Annotated in this window: 16 protein-coding genes and 1 tRNA gene; 10 read left to right on the top strand and 7 right to left on the bottom strand. The window is 45.2% G+C overall.

What is annotated here, in order from left to right; all coding sequences use genetic code 11:
- The 3 genes from QUB52_RS17350 to QUB52_RS17340 form a co-directional block, all read right to left on the bottom strand.
- Complete coding sequence (locus QUB52_RS17350) at positions 1 to 168, bottom strand: RtcB family protein (protein ID WP_332974982.1); 168 nt, start codon at positions 166 to 168, stop codon at positions 1 to 3.
- A 222-nt stretch (positions 169 to 390) separates the two neighbouring features.
- On the bottom strand, positions 391 to 2,226 hold the full coding sequence (locus tag QUB52_RS17345) for an APC family permease (protein ID WP_265237260.1): 1,836 nt from the start codon (positions 2,224 to 2,226) through the stop codon (positions 391 to 393).
- A 68-nt stretch (positions 2,227 to 2,294) separates the two neighbouring features.
- Positions 2,295 to 3,134 carry a prephenate/arogenate dehydrogenase gene (locus tag QUB52_RS17340; RefSeq protein WP_265237262.1) on the bottom strand — a complete coding sequence of 280 codons (840 nt, stop codon included), beginning with the start codon at positions 3,132 to 3,134 and terminating at the stop codon, positions 2,295 to 2,297.
- 40 nt (positions 3,135 to 3,174) lie between these two features.
- On the opposite strand from QUB52_RS17340, the gene QUB52_RS17335 reads away from it, so the two are divergent.
- The 6 genes from QUB52_RS17335 (at position 3,175) to QUB52_RS17310 (ending at position 10,016) form a co-directional block, all read left to right on the top strand.
- On the top strand, positions 3,175 to 4,737 hold the full coding sequence (locus QUB52_RS17335; RefSeq protein ID WP_265237264.1) for a pentapeptide repeat-containing protein: 1,563 nt from the start codon (positions 3,175 to 3,177) through the stop codon (positions 4,735 to 4,737).
- Between the two features lie 96 nt (positions 4,738 to 4,833).
- On the top strand, positions 4,834 to 6,396 hold the full coding sequence (locus tag QUB52_RS17330) for a pentapeptide repeat-containing protein (RefSeq protein WP_332974965.1): 1,563 nt from the start codon (positions 4,834 to 4,836) through the stop codon (positions 6,394 to 6,396).
- 84 nt (positions 6,397 to 6,480) lie between these two features.
- Positions 6,481 to 8,010 carry a pentapeptide repeat-containing protein gene (locus tag QUB52_RS17325; RefSeq protein ID WP_332974966.1) on the top strand — a complete coding sequence of 510 codons (1,530 nt, stop codon included), beginning with the start codon at positions 6,481 to 6,483 and terminating at the stop codon, positions 8,008 to 8,010.
- 22 nt (positions 8,011 to 8,032) lie between these two features.
- A complete protein-coding gene (locus tag QUB52_RS17320; RefSeq protein WP_332974967.1) occupies positions 8,033 to 9,541 on the top strand; it encodes a helicase C-terminal domain-containing protein in 1,509 nt (502 codons plus the stop codon).
- A gap of 65 nt (positions 9,542 to 9,606) precedes the next feature.
- Positions 9,607 to 9,819 (top strand): DUF2839 domain-containing protein, encoded by a 213-nt coding sequence (locus QUB52_RS17315; RefSeq protein WP_194011129.1) that lies wholly within the window; start codon positions 9,607 to 9,609, stop codon positions 9,817 to 9,819.
- A 125-nt stretch (positions 9,820 to 9,944) separates the two neighbouring features.
- Positions 9,945 to 10,016, top strand: a tRNA-Val gene (locus QUB52_RS17310).
- A 67-nt stretch (positions 10,017 to 10,083) separates the two neighbouring features.
- Here the strand turns inward: QUB52_RS17310 and QUB52_RS17305 are convergent.
- The 3 genes from QUB52_RS17305 to QUB52_RS17295 all read right to left on the bottom strand — a co-directional run bounded on the left by QUB52_RS17305 (position 10,084) and on the right by QUB52_RS17295 (position 13,476).
- Positions 10,084 to 12,219 carry a hypothetical protein gene (locus QUB52_RS17305; RefSeq protein WP_332974970.1) on the bottom strand — a complete coding sequence of 712 codons (2,136 nt, stop codon included), beginning with the start codon at positions 12,217 to 12,219 and terminating at the stop codon, positions 10,084 to 10,086.
- Between the two features lie 122 nt (positions 12,220 to 12,341).
- Positions 12,342 to 13,193: a hypothetical protein gene (locus tag QUB52_RS17300; protein WP_332974971.1), complete on the bottom strand. Its 852-nt coding sequence runs from the start codon at positions 13,191 to 13,193 to the stop codon at positions 12,342 to 12,344.
- A 124-nt stretch (positions 13,194 to 13,317) separates the two neighbouring features.
- A complete protein-coding gene (locus QUB52_RS17295; protein WP_332974972.1) occupies positions 13,318 to 13,476 on the bottom strand; it encodes a hypothetical protein in 159 nt (52 codons plus the stop codon).
- A 152-nt stretch (positions 13,477 to 13,628) separates the two neighbouring features.
- Here QUB52_RS17295 and QUB52_RS17290 point away from each other — a divergent pair, with 152 nt between their 5' ends.
- From QUB52_RS17290 to QUB52_RS17275, 4 genes are all read left to right on the top strand, one after another.
- A complete protein-coding gene (locus QUB52_RS17290) occupies positions 13,629 to 14,570 on the top strand; it encodes a nucleotidyltransferase domain-containing protein (RefSeq protein ID WP_332974973.1) in 942 nt (313 codons plus the stop codon).
- Between the two features lie 96 nt (positions 14,571 to 14,666).
- On the top strand, positions 14,667 to 15,428 hold the full coding sequence (locus QUB52_RS17285) for a nucleotidyltransferase domain-containing protein (RefSeq protein ID WP_332974974.1): 762 nt from the start codon (positions 14,667 to 14,669) through the stop codon (positions 15,426 to 15,428).
- A gap of 129 nt (positions 15,429 to 15,557) precedes the next feature.
- A complete protein-coding gene (locus QUB52_RS17280) occupies positions 15,558 to 15,848 on the top strand; it encodes a hypothetical protein (RefSeq protein ID WP_332974975.1) in 291 nt (96 codons plus the stop codon).
- Positions 15,845 to 16,078, top strand: a complete 234-nt coding sequence (locus QUB52_RS17275; protein ID WP_332974976.1) for a type II toxin-antitoxin system RelE/ParE family toxin — start codon at positions 15,845 to 15,847, stop codon at positions 16,076 to 16,078. The genes QUB52_RS17280 and QUB52_RS17275 overlap by 4 nt, the downstream gene beginning before the upstream one ends.
- Before the next feature lie 223 nt (positions 16,079 to 16,301).
- Here the strand turns inward: QUB52_RS17275 and cobJ are convergent, their stop codons facing one another.
- Positions 16,302 to 18,122, bottom strand: coding sequence for a precorrin-3B C(17)-methyltransferase (gene cobJ, locus QUB52_RS17270; RefSeq protein WP_332974977.1), 1,821 nt, complete (start codon positions 18,120 to 18,122; stop codon positions 16,302 to 16,304).
- Between the last annotated feature and the right edge of the window lie 283 nt (positions 18,123 to 18,405).

Genomic DNA, 18,405 nt, shown 5'->3' with positions numbered 1-18,405 from the left:
TTAACCCGCGGAGGCGGGTTTTGTTTGTGTAGACGCGGTTTTAACCGCCCAGTCTTCTTTAAACGTTAACACTGGCTTCATTTTAGCGACTATCCCCACCATTTGCGCCTCAATTTGTACGTCAATCACCGGTTGAATCGGCTTGTACGCCGCCGGTGCTGCTTCGATTCAAAACGGACGCAGAGACAGAATAAGACGGCTTTGGTCGCGTCAGTAAGCGAAGCTTGACATACCCCAGCCTAAAGGCATGGGGATTCTTTCTTCGCAGGGATTCCGACGAATTTACCCTATGCTTTTTCAAGAAATACAATTAAAGCCGTCCTAGAAGGACGGGGCTTGTACCCAATTTTTCGGTCAATAATCACCGCACATAAGAGGTCGGTGAGTATGTCAAAGATAATATCGAACCGTCGTGACAACCCGACTTTTTTTAGCTAACAAAGCCGCCTTCAAAAAGAAAGCAGTTTGATTGTGCAGCAGTCCCTCCCACCAATTTCGCGTCACAAACGCCGGAATAATCAGCGTTAAGAACACTCCCGGCCGCTGTTCTTCAAACAAAGTCAAAAAGTGAGTTAAAGCCTCACCAACAGAACGATAAGGCGATTCCAGAATTTCCAAAGGAATGTCAGATTGCAAATCTTGCCAAGCCGCTTGCAGTTTTGCGCGATCGGTCAAACCAATATCCACATGAACCGCCACAACTTCATCAGCAATTAAACGAGCATAATCCAGGGCGTCGAAAGTTCCCCGGTGCAACTGCCCGACTAACACCACTGCCGGATGTTTCACCACCTTAACTTTAGGTCTGGGAGGATAAGATATAGGTTCTATTCCCTGAATGCTCAAGCGAGCGGCTACATAGCGATAGTGTCGGTTAATCGCTAAAAATAGACTAACTACGATCGGAATAGTTACTACCACAACCCAAGCTCCCAAAAGGAATTTGGTAGCGACAATTACAGCCAAAACTCCCGTGGTTGCCACTGCACCAATACCGTTCATCACAGCGCTAGCTTGCCAACCTTTACCTCGCTCCTTAAACCAGTGAATTACCATTCCCGATTGCGACAGAGTAAAAGAAGTAAAAACCCCAACCGCATACAGCGGAATTATTGCAGTGGTATCACCTTGGAAGATGATAATTAACAAAGCCGCGCAGAAGCTGAGCAGATTAATGCCATTAGAATAAACTAGCCGATCGCCCAACAGCGACAACTGCCTCGGTAAAAACCCGTCCCGCGCCAAAAAATAACAAAGTCGTGGAAAATCCGCATAACTCGTATTCGCCGCCAACAGCAAAATTAACAGAGTTGCGATCTGCAAATAGTAATAAAATATACCGACACCAAAAATCTGTTTTCCCAACAAAGAAAGCAGCGTTTCATTTTCTCTGGGAATCACTTGATAAATATGAGCCAAGTAACTAATTCCTAAAAACATCACCCCCAGAATTACCCCCAAATAAGTTAAAGTCAGGCGCGCATTCTTCCATTCAGGAGGTTTAAAAGCCAACACCCCGTCCGAGATTGCTTCAACTCCAGTCAGGGCAGTACAGCCCGCCGAAAAAGCGCGCGCGATCAGAAACAATCCCAAAGGTTCCTTAGCTGGAATATTTTCTAAAACCGGCAAAAGATGACCTGTTGCCTGTTGGAATAAACCGCAACCAATCAAGATAAAAATGCCCACAATAAACGCATAGGTGGGAACCATAAATATCTTGCCAGATTCCCGCAGTCCCCGGAGATTGGCAAACATGATCAGGACAATACAAACTAAGCACAGTTCAACGGTATAGGGCAGCAGCGAGGGAACTGCTGAAGTCAAGGCCGCAATGCCAGCCGAAATACTCACAGTTACGGTGAGGATGTAGTCAATCATCAGCGAACCTGCTGCGATCAAACCGGGATAAGTACCCAAGTTTTCTCGCGCCACAATGTAAGCGCCACCACCGTTGGGATACGCTTTAATTGTCTGTCGGTAAGACAGCGCCACGATCGCCAATAGTAAAACAATAATTCCAGAAATAGGCAGCGATAAACTCAAACTGCTGCTCCCGGCTAGTAACAGCACCAGCAGAGTTTCTTGAGTCGCGTAGGCAACAGACGACAGTGCATCGGAAGCAAGAACAGCCAGTCCTGTAGCGTTGCTCAGCCTTTCGTGAACAGATGCGCTGGTGGGGAGAGATTCACCCAGTAAAACTCGCTTAAGCCGAGAATAAGTGTACATTAAAACTCAATATATAGGCGTCCACAAATCATAATCGAGACGGGGGACAGTTTTAAGCAATTTTTGGCTCACAAGTTGTAATTATCTCTCGCTTGTTGAGTCAGCTTCAGCTTCTGTTCGAGAGCTTGCCAATTTTCGGTCTCGATATCGCTGATGAACTGGTCGAGAGTGTCGCGGTAAATAGAGAGCGATCGCAATAATTGCTCTCGATTGTACTTGGCCACCATCACTCCGAGCTCAGGGTTGCCACCCCCAACGCGGCTCGTGTCCCGAAAACCCGAACTCGCCAAATGTTGCGCTAAATTCACAATATCTCGATCGCCCTCTCGATCGCACGCAGCAACCAGCGTCGCACTAGCCATCAACGGCAAATGAGAAATCCAAGCCACAGCTCGATCGTGCTCTTGGGGGCCGCACCGGTAAACTTTAGCACCCAACAACCGCGCAATTTCCTCAACCTTCTCCACCGCCGCCTCTGGAGTCTCAGCAGTCGGCGTCACCACGTAAGGCCGCCCCACAAACAAATCCCTTACCGCAGCCTCAATCCCGCTTTCAGTAGTCCCCGCCATCGGGTGTCCCCCGACAAAATTCGGCCACAGATCAGATACAGCCTGCACTATGGGTGTTTTTACGGAACCGACATCCGTTAGGATAGTATCAGGGGAAAGATGGGGAATTAATTTTTGGACGATCGACTCGATCGCTCCTAACGGCGTGCAAATAAAAACCAAATCGGCTGCTGCCATCAGAGACAGGTTTATGCTGGCTTCAGAGACCACACCGCGTTCTTGCGCGCGATCACAAGTCTGCTGGCGGCTCGAAACCCCCAAAATATTCAACCCGCGCGATCGTAAATCCAGAGCGATCGAGCCACCAATTAAACCAAGTCCGACAATACCGATATTCATTAGCAATAAAATGGGGATACTTTGATACGGTGCCGCCCCCATGACAGTCGAGGAACTCCTGAAAAAATATGCCGCCGGAGAAAGAAACTTTGCCGGAATCAACCTGACTGAGGCCAACCTCAGCGGCGTCAACTTGAGTGGAGCAAACCTCAAGGGTGCGAATCTGAGTGTAGCAAACCTCAGCGGAGCCAACCTCAGCAAAACTAATCTCACCGGTGCCAAACTCAACATCGCCAGACTCAGCGGCGCCCATCTAGGCGGCGCCAACCTCACCGACGCCGACCTCAACGTCGCCTACCTAGTCCGAGTTGACCTGAAACAAGCCATACTCATAGGAGCAAAACTGATCAGAGCCGAGCTAATTCGAGCCGAACTCAGCGGAGCCAACCTCAGCGGAGCCAACCTCAGTGGTGCCACCCTCACCGAAGCCACCCTCCGAGGAGCCAACCTCAGCGGAGCCAACCTTCGAGGCGCTCACCTCAGCGGTGCGTGCTTGACAGAAGCCAACCTCGAACAAGCCAACCTGCAAGGCGCCGACCTCAGCCGAGCCGACCTCAGCGGCGCAGACTTGCGAGGGACAGAACTCCGACAAGCCAACCTCACTCAAGCCATACTCAGCGGCGCCGACCTCAGCGGCGTCAATTTGCGCTGGGCCATCCTCAGCGGCTGCAACCTGCGCTGGGCAGACCTCAGCGAAGCCAAATTGAGCGGCGCCGACCTCAGCCGAGCCGACCTCTGTCACGCCAACTTGCTCAATGCCAGTTTAGTTCACGCCGACCTGTCAAACGCCTATCTGATCCGCGCCGACTGGGTTGGAGCCGACTTAACCGGAGCCACCTTAACCGGAGCCAAACTCCATGCAGTTTCGCGGCTCGGCATCAAAACCGAAGGCATGACCTGCAAATGGGTTGATCTGAGCCCCAACGGCGACCACAGCCAAATTTACTGGTTGAACTCTGGAGGAACCCACGAATTTTTTCACGAAACCTTGCCCACAGTTAGGATTGTGATTGATTCGCCGTTAGACCAAGGCGCTCATTTTGCCCTAGCTGCAACTTATTATCAAATTTCCCAACAATACCCGAGTTTAAGTCAGCCACCGACGATCGAAGTCAGCTCCAGGCGCACCGTACTCGCCTTTAAAATGGACAGCGACGATAAATTATTTGCCACCGCTTACGTTGCCATCATTCCTTTTAACGACGGCGCCACAACTCAAAAAAACCTCATAGCTTTGATGAAAATGATTCAATCCCACGATGCAGGCAAACTCAACGTCAAAGAATCCAAACACGTTCAGTTATGCAGCAAAGCTCTCAACCAAGCTATCAGCAAAGTAGACCAAATTAAGATCTCAAGTTCTTTTCCAAAAATCGGTGAAAGCATCAATTTTTTTCAAATTCCCACCCAGATGATCTTAATTAATTCCCGCGACCAAAGACTCAGCGTATATCACCACCCAGCCTTCGGCAAGCGCCTGATTAAAAAATACGACCCGAACAACTCAGGCACAGGCAAGTTAACCGAAAGCACAAAATTGGGTCAAGCTAATATCACAACCATTTTGGATTTTATAAAAGGCTTCCACAATATAGATGTCTAGGCATATTGCATCAAGTTACAAAAAATGCTTATTCTATTTTAAAAGTTGGCATAACAAAGCTTTGTTCTAGCTAACACATCAGGGAAATTCAAAAGCATGGACGCCGAAGAACTCATCGCCAAATATGCCGCAGGAGAAAGAGACTTTACTGCCATCCTCCTGTGCGAGGCCAATCTCAGCAGGATCGATCTCAGCGGGGCTAATTTCAGCGAGGCAATCTTGAGCCTCACCAACATGAGCGGCACCAATCTGTCAAACGCCAACATGAGAAAAGCTAAACTCAATGTTGCTAGACTCAGCGGTGCCAATCTCAACAAAGCCAACCTCAACGGCGCTATCCTCAACGTAGCTAACTTGATTCGGGCCGACCTCAGCGAAGCCCAACTCGTCGAAGCTACATTGATCAGAGCCGAACTGATCAGAGCTGACCTCAGCGGTGCAAATTTGAGCGGTGCAAACCTCAGCGAAGCAGATTTGAGAGAAGCAACCCTCAGAGAAGCCAATCTAGAGCAAGCCGACCTCAATGGGGCTCACCTCAGAGGCGCTTGTTTGACAGCGGCCAACTTGGAACGGGCTAACTTGCACAGAGCCGATCTCAACAGGGCAGACTTACGAGGAGTGAACCTCTGTAATGCCGAACTTAGACAAGCTAATCTGTCTCAAGCCAACCTCAGCGGCGCTGACTTGCGAGGCGCTAATCTTCGGTGGGCTGACCTCAGCGGGGCGAACCTGACGGGCGCTGACCTCGATGAAGCGAGATTGAGCGGGGCTAACTTGTACGGGGCAAATTTGAGCAATGTCAACCTGTTGAACGCTACTCTGGTACACGCGGATTTGACTCAAGCGAATTTGACTCACGCTGATTGGGTGGGCGCAGATTTGACGGGGGCTGCACTGACTGGGGCAAAAATTTACGCGGTGTCGAGGTTTAATCTGAAAGCTGATGATATCACCTGCGATTGGGTGGATCTGAGTCCTAACGGCGATCGCAGTCAAATTCAGCGCTTTACCCCACAAGAATCTCAACGGTTTTTTAATGCTACACCGCCGACAGTACAAATTATTGTCGATCGACCCCTCGACCCCGACGCTAACTTTGTCCTCGCGGCTACCTACCGCCAAATTGCCAGTCAATACTCAGGTTTGAGCAATCCTCCCAGCATAGAAGTTAATTCGCGCCGCACAATCATATCATTTAGAATAGAGCAGGACGAGCAACTATTTTCCACAGCTTTTGTTGCCATTATTCCCTTTAGCGATGCGGCATTTACTCAAAAAAATCTCATGACTCTAATCAAGATGATTCAACCACAAAACGGCAATAATCTAGGCGTCAGAGTCTCAAATTTGGTAGTGCAATTGAACGTCGTTATGACCAAAACAATTAGAAGAATAGGGGAAATAAAAATTCAGCCGATTCGCCTCGATCGCGAACCGATGTCGAGTTTTTTCCAATCGCCTACCCAAACCATACTGGCCAACTCCAGCGCCGAAACTTTGATGGTTCACTATCACCCAGACTTTGGCAGAAACTTGACCAATTTGCCTGGAGTCAACAAAACCTCGATCGGGCCGGCAATTAAAGCCCAAAGATTCACAACCCCGCCGCTAAATACGGTGGTTGAGTTTGTCAAAAGCTTTTATCAGCTCGGTGAGTAAATAGTATTGAAAAATCCATTAAATATATTTTATATTTATGCCACATAAAAGTTAGTCGATCGCTCTTTCAGTCAGGTAAAAATAATGGAAGCTGAAGAACTTCTCAAACGATTTGAAATTGTCAAAAGATACACAGAAGGCGATCGAGATTTCACGGGAATCAACCTGAATGAAGCTAATCTCAGCCGCATCAACCTCAGCCAATCAATTTTAAGAAAGGCTAGCTTATTTGTCACCAACATCAGCGGCGCTAACTTGAGCGACGCTGACTTGAGCGATGCTAACCTGAATGTGGCTAGACTCAGTAGCACCAATCTCTCGCGGGCAATCTTAAACGGGGCTAGTCTCAACGTAGCAAACTTAGTGAGAGCAGATTTAACCGCAGCTCAATTAATCGGAGCATCCCTGATTAGATGCGAATTAGTCCGCTGCGAACTCAGCCAAACTAACTTCAGCGGCGCTAACCTGAATGAAGCAGATTTAAGAGAGGTAAAACTGACGCAAGCTAACCTCAGCGGTGCTAATCTTTCAGGTGCAAATCTTAGAGGTGCTTCAGCAAAAGAAGCTAACTTTCAAGAAGCTAACTTACACGGCGCGGATTTGATGAAAGCAGAACTTAACGGCGTCAATTTGAGCAATGCCGATCTGAGACAAGCTTCTTTGCAGGAGGTAAATCTTAGCGGTGCCAATTTGAGCGGAGCTAACCTCAAATGGGCTGATTTGAGCGGAGCTAACCTCAACGGCGCAGATCTGATCGATACTAAATTCAACGGAGCTAACCTCAGCGGAGCAGATTTAAGAAATACTAATTTAGCCAATGCTAGTTTGGTTCACGCTGATTTGACAGAAACCAATTTGATTAACGCTGATTGGGTGGGCGCAGATTTGACTGGAGCAACTTTAACTGGGGCAAAAATGTATTTAGTACCCAGGTTTGGTATCATCGCAGATGATATTAATTGCCAATGGGTTGACATCAGCCCCGCAGGCGATCGCTCTGCGATTCAACAATTTAATTCGCCGTCTGAAGCGAGAAAGTTTTTAAATCATACGCCGGGGTTAGTGCGAATTGTGGTTGACGCACTTTTAGACCACTCAGCAAACAACACTTTAGCAACAGCTTACGGCGAAATAGCTAGGCATTACGGAGCCATGAGCCGTCCTCCCAATATTGAAGTTGGCTACCGCCGGACAACTCTGACTTTTAGATTTGATAGCGACGAGCATTTATTGCCAGCAGCTTTTTTAGCGATTGTTCCTTTTGAGAATGCCTTAGAAACTCAAAAAAATGTGGTGGCGGTTGGCAAAAGTATCGCAAATCAAAATTTGGAAAAAAAACGGATAGTACAGTTATCTAAAGCATTGAATGCAGCAATGGCTAATTTAACTGATGTGAAAAAAATGCTGGAAACAACAATAAATGCTGGTCAGAAAACAAATTTTTTTCAGTCACCTACCCAAACTATTTTAATTAGTTCGGGCCAGGAAAGTTTGATCGTGCAGTCTCACCAAAATTTTGGTCAGCGAGGCGGAAATAATCAGGATACTAAATTTAGTTTGCCTGTGGGTCAAAAAGTAGTTGATTTTCTGGCAAGTTTTGATTATGTTGATTGAGCAATATCAACTGTGAAATCGATTGATTGAGGTAGAAGTCCATAACTCGCTGCTCCGCTTTTTGCGATCGCACTCCGAGCCACACTGGCCCCACCATTTAACGATGGCGCGGCTGGTGGCGCGGGCTTTGCGCTTGGGGCGCAGCGCTATAATTCAAACGGGGCTGCCTGCTGGAGCTTACCGACAGCGGTATCGAGTCAGCTATTTGATGCCGGTTTTGATGTGGCCCGATCCGGTGATTTTAGTGGCGCCGACACCGCTGCTGGAACATTTGCACGGGGTGGAAATTCCCCGCTTGCAAGAGTGGCTGCAAACAGAGAAGCCGATCGACATTTACTCCCATAATGCCGCGGGACGAGGATTGATGCTAGCAGATCCTGACTCTTGGCTGGCGGCTCGCTTGGGGGGGAATTCGGAACTTCACAGCAATATTCCGATAATTATCGACGGTGTGGATGATTTGGAAGTTTGGACGCGCCAGCAATTGACTGCTGGTTTGGCACCGGCTGACTGGAATGATTTAATGCAATCTCAGTCAATGCTGGCGGATGAAATCAGAGAAGCGCGGGTGCTGCTAACGCGGGCTGTGTTTCTGCATCCAGCTAAGCCTGATGAGTGCTATTTGCTGGAAACCGCAGAGCAAAATATTTTGAAAGGGCTGTTTGAAATGATCGAGCAAAACCCGCTGATTCCGGCTGCTTGGGTGAATTTTCGGCAGCGGTGGGAAGCAAACGGCAGACTGCGGTGGGCGCAAATTCATCGATCGGGCGGGTCATTTTCTCTGTTCTGCGCGCCGGTGCAGGTGGCTGAGGTTTTGAGCAAAATTTGGGCGGCCGTGCCTGTGGTGTTGATTGGGGGGGCGGTGGATGTGGAACAGAAGGCTCCGATCTTCCGGCAAATGATGGGATTGCCAGAGTTGACGAGTGTGAGGTTTTCGCCCGATCGACAAAACGAATTAATTCAACTGTACATTCCCAACTGGCTGCCGCTGCCGAATACGCCGGAATTTCAGGGAGTTTTAATTCAAGAAATTCGGACTTTGCTGTTGATGAGTGTGTCGGTGGCGGGTTTAACGGTGTTGATTGTGGGTGATGTGCCGCTGAAGGCGAGGCTGGCGGCGATTTTGGCTTCTGAGTTCGGTACGAGGGTGCGGGTGGAAACAACTGATGTGGGGGAGAATGGGATTTTGGTGACTGGGTGGGAGTTTTGGCGGGAATATCAGGGGGAGTTGAGCGCGCCTCATTTGCTGGCGATCGCCACTTTGCCGCTACCAAGCTTGGAAAATCCTTTGGTGACGGCGCGTGTGGCTTATTATAAGGAACAGCGCCGCGATTGGTTTCGGTTGTATTTGTTGCCGGCGGCCTTGAATGAGTTGCAGCGGGCGATCGCGCCGGTGCGAGAACGTCAGGGGGTTGTGGCGATTTTTGACAGTAGGGTGATTCACCGCAGTTACGGACAGCAGATTTTAGCGGCGCTGAGTCCGTTTGCGAGGATTGATTATTTGGATACGACTTGGTTGACGCAGGCTTGAGATGACCTGTTGGCGTATAATTTGGTTGGTTATACAATTGAAATCTGATTTAGCAGACAAAAATTATGGGTGAAGCTAAGCGTCGTAAAGACTCGATCGGCGACGAATTCGGTAAAGAAGAGCGCATCGTTTCCTGGCTGCCAATCACGAAAACCCAAAGTGAAGATTTTGTGAGGTGGACATCTCGCGGAAGCTGGATCGGGATTAGTCTGTTGGTGGGTTGGTGGATTGTGGTGCGGTTTGTTGGCCCTGCGGCGGGTTGGTGGGTGGTTGATTGATGCCAGACTCGACAAATGCCTGTATTCTTGGCATTGTGTCGAGTTTCACTCGGAAACTAGCGGCTGAATTTTTGGGGAAAATTTAGTTGCACATTTGGACTTGGTATGGTATCGTAATTATCTACGGGCAATTAGCACAGTGGTAGCGCACTTCCTTCACACGGAAGGGGTCACTGGTTCAAATCCAGTATTGCCCATATAAATTATTTTCTTAATAGTTCTGGCTCATTTAGCATAAGTCTAGCTTACTGATTTATTATTAATTTAGTGAAGTAGCTTCTTTGCATTAGCATACTCAAAGTAAAAATTAAGGGAAGTTGTAGATATATACTTAGTTGTGTGTAATAGTTTTTTGATTGATTTTTTTTCACTCAAATCATCTATTAGGATTAAAAATTGCGGAAGGCTAAGAAACCAACAGTCATAGAATGGAAACTGCTCTTGTCTTGGATTTAAACTTTTAAGGTGTTCATGTTGTGTTAAAAATATAGGAAGCTTTTGATTAATTCTTGACCTATTAATAATTTCCTGAGCGTTTGGTGAATCAAGTGCATCAATACTACTTGTAGATAGCATTAGTTGTAGAAACTGATACAAGAAATTGCGATCTTGAAATCCTCCAAAATCTAGTAGAGTAAGCGTAACTCTTTCAATAGAACGTCCATTAAGCTCTAATCTATATGTATTATTTGGTTCATTCTTCGGTGTAAGTTCTAAATATCCTTCGGAGCGTATTATAATTTCGTGCCATCCAAGTTGAATCTGAGAATCTAGAAGGCTACCTGCCAAATCAGCAAATATAGCAGCATCACATCCACCTTTAGCATTATTTGTTAATGATTTCTTTTTGATTTCGATAAAGATGATGGTATCATCAGACTCAATAATAATATCGCATTCTCCCTGTTGCCTAGATGTTTTATATTTACGGCTATCTACGGAATAATCGCCATAACTATACTTGATTTTTAGAGTTTGTAATTGCTCTTTGACAAATCTTTCAAGATAGTCTCCCATGTTGTTGTGAATATTATGTGGTATATTTATCTTGTTTAATGTATCTACAAGAGCTTCATAAAAAGCTGGAGAACACCAAGATCGACCCATCAATACATATTCACTTCTATCTAGTTTTAGCAAAGGCTTCAAGAAAAAAGTGTACTTTTTATGTCTAAAGTCAGTGGGTATTTTATATTCTGAATTAGCTGGATTATGAGAATGGCAATAAATATCTAAAATTTTTTCAATTACTGTAGTATATAAATCAGGTAATTGATCTTTAACTTGTTCCTTAGTAAATATAATTGGAGATAAATTATCAACATCTATGTTAAGTATTGCTTCAGCCACTAAAATTGCTTGTTCAGGAATCCATCCTAACTGTACTTGAATTTTATTAATATCATCTACATTAATTAAACTAAATAAACCTCTCAAAATCCTTGGTACATCTGAGGGACGTAGTTGATTTAAGCAAAATATACTGTCATATACAGCGATTTCCTGCAAAAAATCTGATAAGTTGTCTAAGGTTTTAAAGTATACTTGGAAAGAGTTATATGGTTGAACATCCAAAACAGATGTAAAACTTGTGGATAATTTTACCATCCGTTCCCAATTTTCTTTTGGATTGGGTGATAAAATAGGAGATTTTTGCAAGTGTTTTACACATAAATTCAAAAGATAACCTATAGGTATCTCAGGTTGGGGATTATTATTACACGCCTCAAGCCTACGCACTAAATGATATCTTTCTTGTTCGGAATCGTACAAGTTTTGTATTTCATAAAATAAACGTCTTGCAATTTCCAGCCCACCAATTAATTGAATATCACATTCAATAGATCGTGCAATTTTTTCTTGTTCTGATTCCTCAATACAAATTTTGCCATCTTTCACTTCTAACTTATAACCATAATTTCTCAAAACCTTAGCTGAAGAAGCAACCGAAAACTGTCTTGGAAACAGTGTTTTAAAATATTCAATATCTAAAACATAATTTTCTCCGCATATAGCATTGTAATCCTTGACGTTACGAATAGCCATACGCCACTCTTCTTCAGACTCTAAAGGTAAAATTTTATCTTCCATGTTTATCACCTCTAAAATCCTCTTTAAAATACTGAAATATGGCTGTAAAGGCTGATCGTCTAGAATAGATCGTAGAATTACTTGATCCCTTAATCTCCAAAGATATATTACTTTTAAATTTCCTGAAATCAAATGTATTTTAATTTGATCGCTAAGATGATTTATCATTTCATCTTGTGATGAAGAAGTAGTATAGGGAATTCTATAATGGTTATATAAAAATTCAAGATCTTCTATATCATTATCGTTGAAACTTATACTAGAGTCTGTGGTGTCCACTAAATCTTTAAACTTTTGTTCTGATAACATTTTCACACCTAGGTTAATACTATTTGGATGTTTTGCCGTTTCTCATACACATCAGATTACGCTCTAACGCCAGCAATTGCAAGTCCGTCACCGCTTCCCAATTGTGAGTTGTCGCTACTTTTCTACCATAAATCCCCGAAAATCGAATTGTTTACAGCTAATTCATAATCTAATACTGATTCCCCATTGTTCAGTTCAACTTGTCCTCCAATCCAGATTTGATCGATACTTTCAGGTACATCGATAGTTTGTATAATCTGACTTAAACTTTTAATTGAAAAATTTAAGACGTTCGTATGTAACTCCAAAATTAAAATCTTGATACAATCGCGATATTTATCAAACTTAGGAGCTGCACGTTCAATGAGTTTAGCTACTTGCGATTTTATTTGGGGGGATAAATCTCTTGTTTCGTGTTTGCTATAGAACTTAAATGGGTTTTTCAGACTACAACAAATACCCGACTCAATAGGGGCCTCCCCTCGGTCTATCTCTGGTATTCTGAAGAAGCTCCATGACGGTGATTCATCCGTAGCAATTCCTTTTGAATTTTTAATCCATGCTTCATGCTCAATAACTGAGCTTGCTATTTCATTTGCCAACCTAATCACTTCTTTCTTATTAGTTGGCATATCTACATTATTAATTTCAAGAACATAAATATCGTCGGAAAAAGTGCTTATTACTTGATTTTCAAATGTCTTGGTAAACTCATGCCAAAGTTGGTGATGTCTGATATAGTCTGAAGTCCATGAGAACGCCTTACGCTCAATTACCATCCGTGCATCGCCATCACGAAGTAGAATCTCCGGTTCTGGAGTTGTACGATTATCGTTTTCAGGAAAGGATTCTAGGATGTAGTGTGTAGTATGAATGGAGTTATAAATATCTACAAAATCTTTAAGATTCAACCACTCATTTTCATTGCTTGGGGGGAGACATCCAAAGGGGTATAACCAATCAATTTCATCCATGTATCAGCCTCTGTGTTCTTCTATACTTTAAGAGTAAGAGCCGGGAGAGTTGGTAGACGTTTCCAATGTTGGGTGCTTTGTATAACAAAAGTAGTATACCGTATTGATTCCAATTACCTTCAAATTAAACGCCTTGCGAATATTCGACTCCGACAACTGCACGTTTCCCCCCACGCAACTCTTGCCTCAGTGTACGATCTAACGCCACCAGTTGCAAGTCCGTCACCGCTTGCCCGTTGCGAATTGCTGCAATTGTCTGGTGAGTCTCCACAATCTCCCACACCTTCGCCTCAACTCGTTGGCGGTATTCCTGCTTGAGCGTGCATTAGACACTGTTCAACAATACCAAAATTGCCGATCGCCCAAAACACCCATTTTCCACTACAAATATACTACAATAAGAATATAGCTCGTGTCTCCGCAGGAGGTTTCCTCATGACAAATCCCAATCTTCCTCAAAATTTCAACCTAATCGTGCCCGCCGGAACCCAAATTGTCACCAAAATTGAGGTCAAAAACCCCGGTGGAGACAAATCTTGGAAACAAGGCGCAGTAGGTGCCATTGTCAAATCGCCTACAGACAATTCCCACGCCTATTTAGTCAAACTCCCAGACGCAACACAAGTTAGTCTGCGGCGACACGAATTCAGCATTCGCAAACAGTTTCAAAGCGAAGGATTGGAGTCAGGAGGAGATTTTCTGGCCGAATACAACCTCTATGATTCTGTGATTTACCGCTGCATTGTTGGTTCGAGAGCTTACGGTTTGGATAACGAGCAATCCGATACAGATAGGCGCGGGATTTACCAGCCGCCGGCAATTCTTCATTGGTCACTTTATGGCATTCCAGAACAATTGGAAAATCAGGAAAATCAAGAATGCTATTGGGAACTGCAAAAGTTTCTGGTTTTGGCGCTCAAAGCTAATCCCAATGTGCTCGAATGTTTGTACACTCCTTTAGTAGAAAAGCTTTCTCCTGTCGCAGCAGAATTGCTGGAAATTCGCGAAATCTTTCTTTCGCAATTGGTTTATCAAACTTACAATAGTTACGTTTTGTCGCAGTTTAAAAAGATGGAGCAAGACATTCGCAATACTGGGGAAATTCGCTGGAAGCACGCGATGCACTTGATTCGGTTGCTGCTGTCAGGAATTACGGTACTTAAGGAGGGGTTTGTGCCGGTGCGGGTGCAGGATTTTCGATCGCAACTTTTGGCTATCCGCAATCAAGAAATATCCTGGGATGAGGTGAATCGCTGGCGGTTGAGCTTGCACGCAGAGTTCGATCGCGCTTTTGCTGATACTAAGTTACCGGAACGTCCTAATTACGAGCAGGCTAATCTGTTTTTGATTAAATCGCGTCAAAGTGCGATCGAATAGTTCGTAGTGCGGACTTCAGTCCGCAATCCGGGAGCGGACTTAAGTCCGCACTACGAACCTTAGCCATTGACTTGACATTATATAACATAGAAAATTATGGTAGAATACATCTCTGAATTAGTCAAGATTATCTCCGATCGACCTTACCCGCTGCTGTTTGCGACTGTCAGCGGCTCGCACTTGTACGGCTTTCCTTCCCCAGATTCTGACTTCGATTTGCGGGGAGTACATATCTTACCGCTACCCAAAGTAATTGGGCTGATTTCGGGAGACGAAACAATTGAAGTTTCGGAAGTTCGGGAGAAAATGGAACTCGATTTAGTCACTCACGATATTAAGAAGTTTCTGGAGTTGCTGTTGAAGCGCAACGGCTATGTGTTGGAACAACTGTATTCGCCGCTCATAGTTTATACTAGCAAGGAACATGAAGAGTTAAAGGATCTCGCCTCGAACTGTATTACCAAGCACCACAGCCACCATTATCTCGGTTTTGCACGCACTCAATGGCGATTATTTGAGAAAGAAAGCCCGCGTCGAGTTAAGCCGCTGTTGTACGTTTATCGGGTGTTGCTGGCGGGGATTCATTTGATGCAAACGGGGGAAGTTGAGGCGAATTTGGTTAAACTGAATCAGAAGTTCCAGTTACCCTATATTCCCGATTTGATTGCTCGCAAGCTGGCTGGTGCGGAAATGTCTGTGCTGGAAGATACTGATATTGCATTTTATCACCAGGAGCGCGATCGGCTAATCAATGTATTAGAAGAGGCAAGTTCGACAAGTCATTTACCATCAAATCCTGATGCAAAGGTTGCTCTCAATGATTTTTTGGTAAAGGTGAGAATGGCATCTTTGAATTAAGCTGTTTTAGATCTCATTGTCAGAATTAAGACGGGCGGGACGCCCATCCCACAATATTTTTGTGAGCTTTTTTGATAAAATGAGATACAGTAAAAGTATTGTCCAAGCCTTGCACCATCAGAGGTAACAATGCAAATCACCTTGACTCCCGATCAAACCCAAGTGCTGGAAGCTTTAGTAAAGCACGGTCAATATTCCTCCATTGAAGAAGCAATTAACACAGCTTTGCTATTATTAATTGATGACCTCACTTTATCGGATAGCAGCGACAACCCAAACTATTTAGCTTGGGTTGAAGAAACTCGGAATAAAATAAATATAGCACGAGAACAGGCGCAACGCGGTGAGTTGCTCAAGGCAGATGATGTATTAGCTCAACTTAGAGATAAGGTGAAAAAAGCCAGACAAGTAATAGTATGAATCGCTTGCTAATTACAATCGAGGCTAGTCGAGATTTATCTGAAATTTCTGATTACTTTTTGGCGCAAAGTGTAGATTCGGGCGATCGCTTTGTAGAAACATTTGGTAAAAAATATCAGTATCTAGCCGACTATTCATATTTGGGGCGTTCCTATGCACAATTTGCTCCCGATTTACGTGGTATACCATTGATGGGATACATACATCATTTTTTACCAAATAGTTGGTGATGGTATTGAGATTTTGCGAGTTATTAGCGGTTATCGTAACTTGCAGGATGTTTTTAATACTGATTGAGCAAAAGCAATGCGAACTTTTTGAACTTCTCATCTACCTGAGAAAAGCATCGAATTCAGAATGTGCGAAGTAAAAAAGAGACTATCCTACAAGGGATGTTTATCCATAAATTAGCTATGAAACAATGGCGAAACTTTTTGAGGACTGAATTTCTCACTACAAACTTAAATCGTACCTGCGCGGCGTGTACACCCAAACATCTCCATATTTACGCGGAATAATTCGAGTTTGACTCGAACCAACAATTACTAAAGTTCTCATATCCGCATCTTCCGGCTGGAATTCGCCCAACGTACAAACGCGCACGGATTGGCCCGGACGGCCGAGGTTTCGCCCCAATACAACTGGGGTTTTAGCATCACGAGTTTGCAACAAAATCTCGATCGCCCTTCCCAATTGCCAAATCCGCTGTTTCGAGATTGGATTGTAAAATGCCATAACTAAATCCGCCTTTGCAGCCGCCGAAATCCGCTGTTCAATGACCTCCCAAGGCTTGAGAATATCCGAAAGCGAAATCACACAAAAATCGTGGCCCAGCGGTGCTCCGATCGCAGCAGCGGCCGCCTGCATCGCAGAAATCCCCGGTGCTACTCTCAGATCGATGCCTTGCCATTCGGGTTTGCCGTCAGAGTCGATCGCCTCAAACACCGCCGCAGCCATCGCAAAAATCCCCGGATCTCCCGACGAAACCACGGCTACAGATTTGCCGGATGCAGCTAAATCTAGGGCAAAACGGGCGCGATCGATCTCTTCGCGGTTGTCGGAATCGTGCCTGTTTTGTCCTTCTCTCCGTGTTCCGGCTAAGTCTAGATAGAACTTGTAACCCACCCAATCGGTGGCTTCGCGCAAAATTTGCTTAACTTCCGGGGACATCCAAGGCGCGCCTCCGGGCCCGGTACCAACGATCGCCAGTTTGCCACGACTAATGCCGATCGCGCTTACATCAATCGGTTTTGCAGCCAGGGCGATCGCGCAACTAAAGGCGTTTGTGCGATCGTACCCGATTAATTGACTGTTTGCGCCTGCTGCACTCAGGGCAATTTTGGCGGCTGTGAGATCCAAATCGGGATTGTGTTCTGTTAATTTAGCCGAGTCGAATTCCACAAGTTCCGAAAGATTGAAAAAGCGGACTGGGACTTTGAAAAATTGGCTAATTGCCTCAAGAGTCGGATTTCCCATCTCATTTTTTAAGGCAAAAAATCCAGCAATTGAAGCGGCGGCTAAACCTGCATTTTTTAAGACTTTCTGCACCAATGAAACTGCTATTTCCGGCTCAATATTCGATAGATTTGTGAGTGCAAACGTGATAATTTGCGGGTGGTAAACCAAACAATCTGCTGTGGGTACAATTGCTTTTTCGGTGACGCAGATGGTTAATTTGGCTTCGGGGGCGATCCTCTCCGTTGGCGCAGCCCCCGTAGGGGCGGGCTGCGCTAACGGCAAATTGCTCTCAGAAAGCCAGTTGGCAGCCCCTTCTAGCTTTACTTTCGCCCCGGCGAGCAAATTTGAAATAAAAGTCTTCGCGTCCTCTGGATTCGCCAAATAATAGCCTTGGGGAGGACTCAGCAGCGCCGTGCGAAACCGGATATCTCCCGTCGTGGTGATGGCGGGCTGTACGCCGAGGGCTGCTGCAATTTCTCTCGCTAAGTCGTTGACTCCGTGCAAACCTCCCAGCAATGGTACAACGGCGCTTCCATCTTCGGCGACGGCTAAGACTGGGGGTTCGGCGCGTTTGTTTGACAGCAGCGGGGCGAGGGTGCGGATGATGATGCCGGCGGCGCAGATGGCGATGATTGGGGTTTCTGTTGCGAATAATTCCCGCAGTGTTTCGCCGAAGTTGCTAAAGTTGATGTCTGTGTCGGATGTGCGATCGACTAAACCGTAAATCTGGGAACCGGGGAAGACTGCGGAGATTGTTTTGGCGATCGGCAGGCTGTTTTGACCTAAGATAACTATTGCGGGAGTAACTCGATTCACGGTTTTATATATGGCTGTGTTTGGATTGGTTTAATTATTTTAATCTGTTGTTACTTCAATAAGACATATTTGACGAACCGCGAAGGCGCGAAGGAAGAGAAATAAAAGAAGTTGATCATATTTTGTGTCTATGAGTGGCACAGGCATCTTGCCTGTGAATTTATGGAATTATTTGATCATATTTTGTGTCTATCAGTGGCACAGGAATCTTGCCTGTGAATTTATGGAATTATTTGATCATATTTTGTGTCTATCAGTGGCACAGGAATCTTGCCTGTGAATT

Origin of the sequence: Microcoleus sp. A6-C6 (genome assembly GCF_036705955.1) — a bacterium.
Classification (GTDB): domain Bacteria; phylum Cyanobacteriota; class Cyanobacteriia; order Cyanobacteriales; family Microcoleaceae; genus Microcoleus.
The sequence above is the reverse complement of the archived record's forward strand: the minus strand, read 5'-3'. Positions and strand labels throughout refer to the sequence as shown.

Bases quoted from the DNA above. Each gene is read 5' to 3' on its own strand.
- QUB52_RS17345 (WP_265237260.1), bottom strand. From the start codon at position 2,226: ATGTACACTTATTCTCGGCTTAAGCGAGTTTTACTGGGTGAATCTCTC.
- QUB52_RS17305 (WP_332974970.1), bottom strand. From the start codon at position 12,219: ATGTTATCAGAACAAAAGTTTAAAGATTTAGTGGACACCACAGACTCT.
- QUB52_RS17290 (WP_332974973.1), top strand. From the start codon at position 13,629: ATGACAAATCCCAATCTTCCTCAAAATTTCAACCTAATCGTGCCCGCC.
- QUB52_RS17280 (WP_332974975.1), top strand. From the start codon at position 15,558: ATGCAAATCACCTTGACTCCCGATCAAACCCAAGTGCTGGAAGCTTTA.
- QUB52_RS17340 (WP_265237262.1), bottom strand. From the start codon at position 3,134: ATGAATATCGGTATTGTCGGACTTGGTTTAATTGGTGGCTCGATCGCT.
- QUB52_RS17315 (WP_194011129.1), top strand. From the start codon at position 9,607: ATGGGTGAAGCTAAGCGTCGTAAAGACTCGATCGGCGACGAATTCGGT.
- QUB52_RS17300 (WP_332974971.1), bottom strand. From the start codon at position 13,193: ATGGATGAAATTGATTGGTTATACCCCTTTGGATGTCTCCCCCCAAGC.
- QUB52_RS17330 (WP_332974965.1), top strand. From the start codon at position 4,834: ATGGACGCCGAAGAACTCATCGCCAAATATGCCGCAGGAGAAAGAGAC.
- QUB52_RS17335 (WP_265237264.1), top strand. From the start codon at position 3,175: ATGACAGTCGAGGAACTCCTGAAAAAATATGCCGCCGGAGAAAGAAAC.
- QUB52_RS17275 (WP_332974976.1), top strand. From the start codon at position 15,845: ATGAATCGCTTGCTAATTACAATCGAGGCTAGTCGAGATTTATCTGAA.
- QUB52_RS17325 (WP_332974966.1), top strand. From the start codon at position 6,481: ATGGAAGCTGAAGAACTTCTCAAACGATTTGAAATTGTCAAAAGATAC.
- QUB52_RS17285 (WP_332974974.1), top strand. From the start codon at position 14,667: ATGGTAGAATACATCTCTGAATTAGTCAAGATTATCTCCGATCGACCT.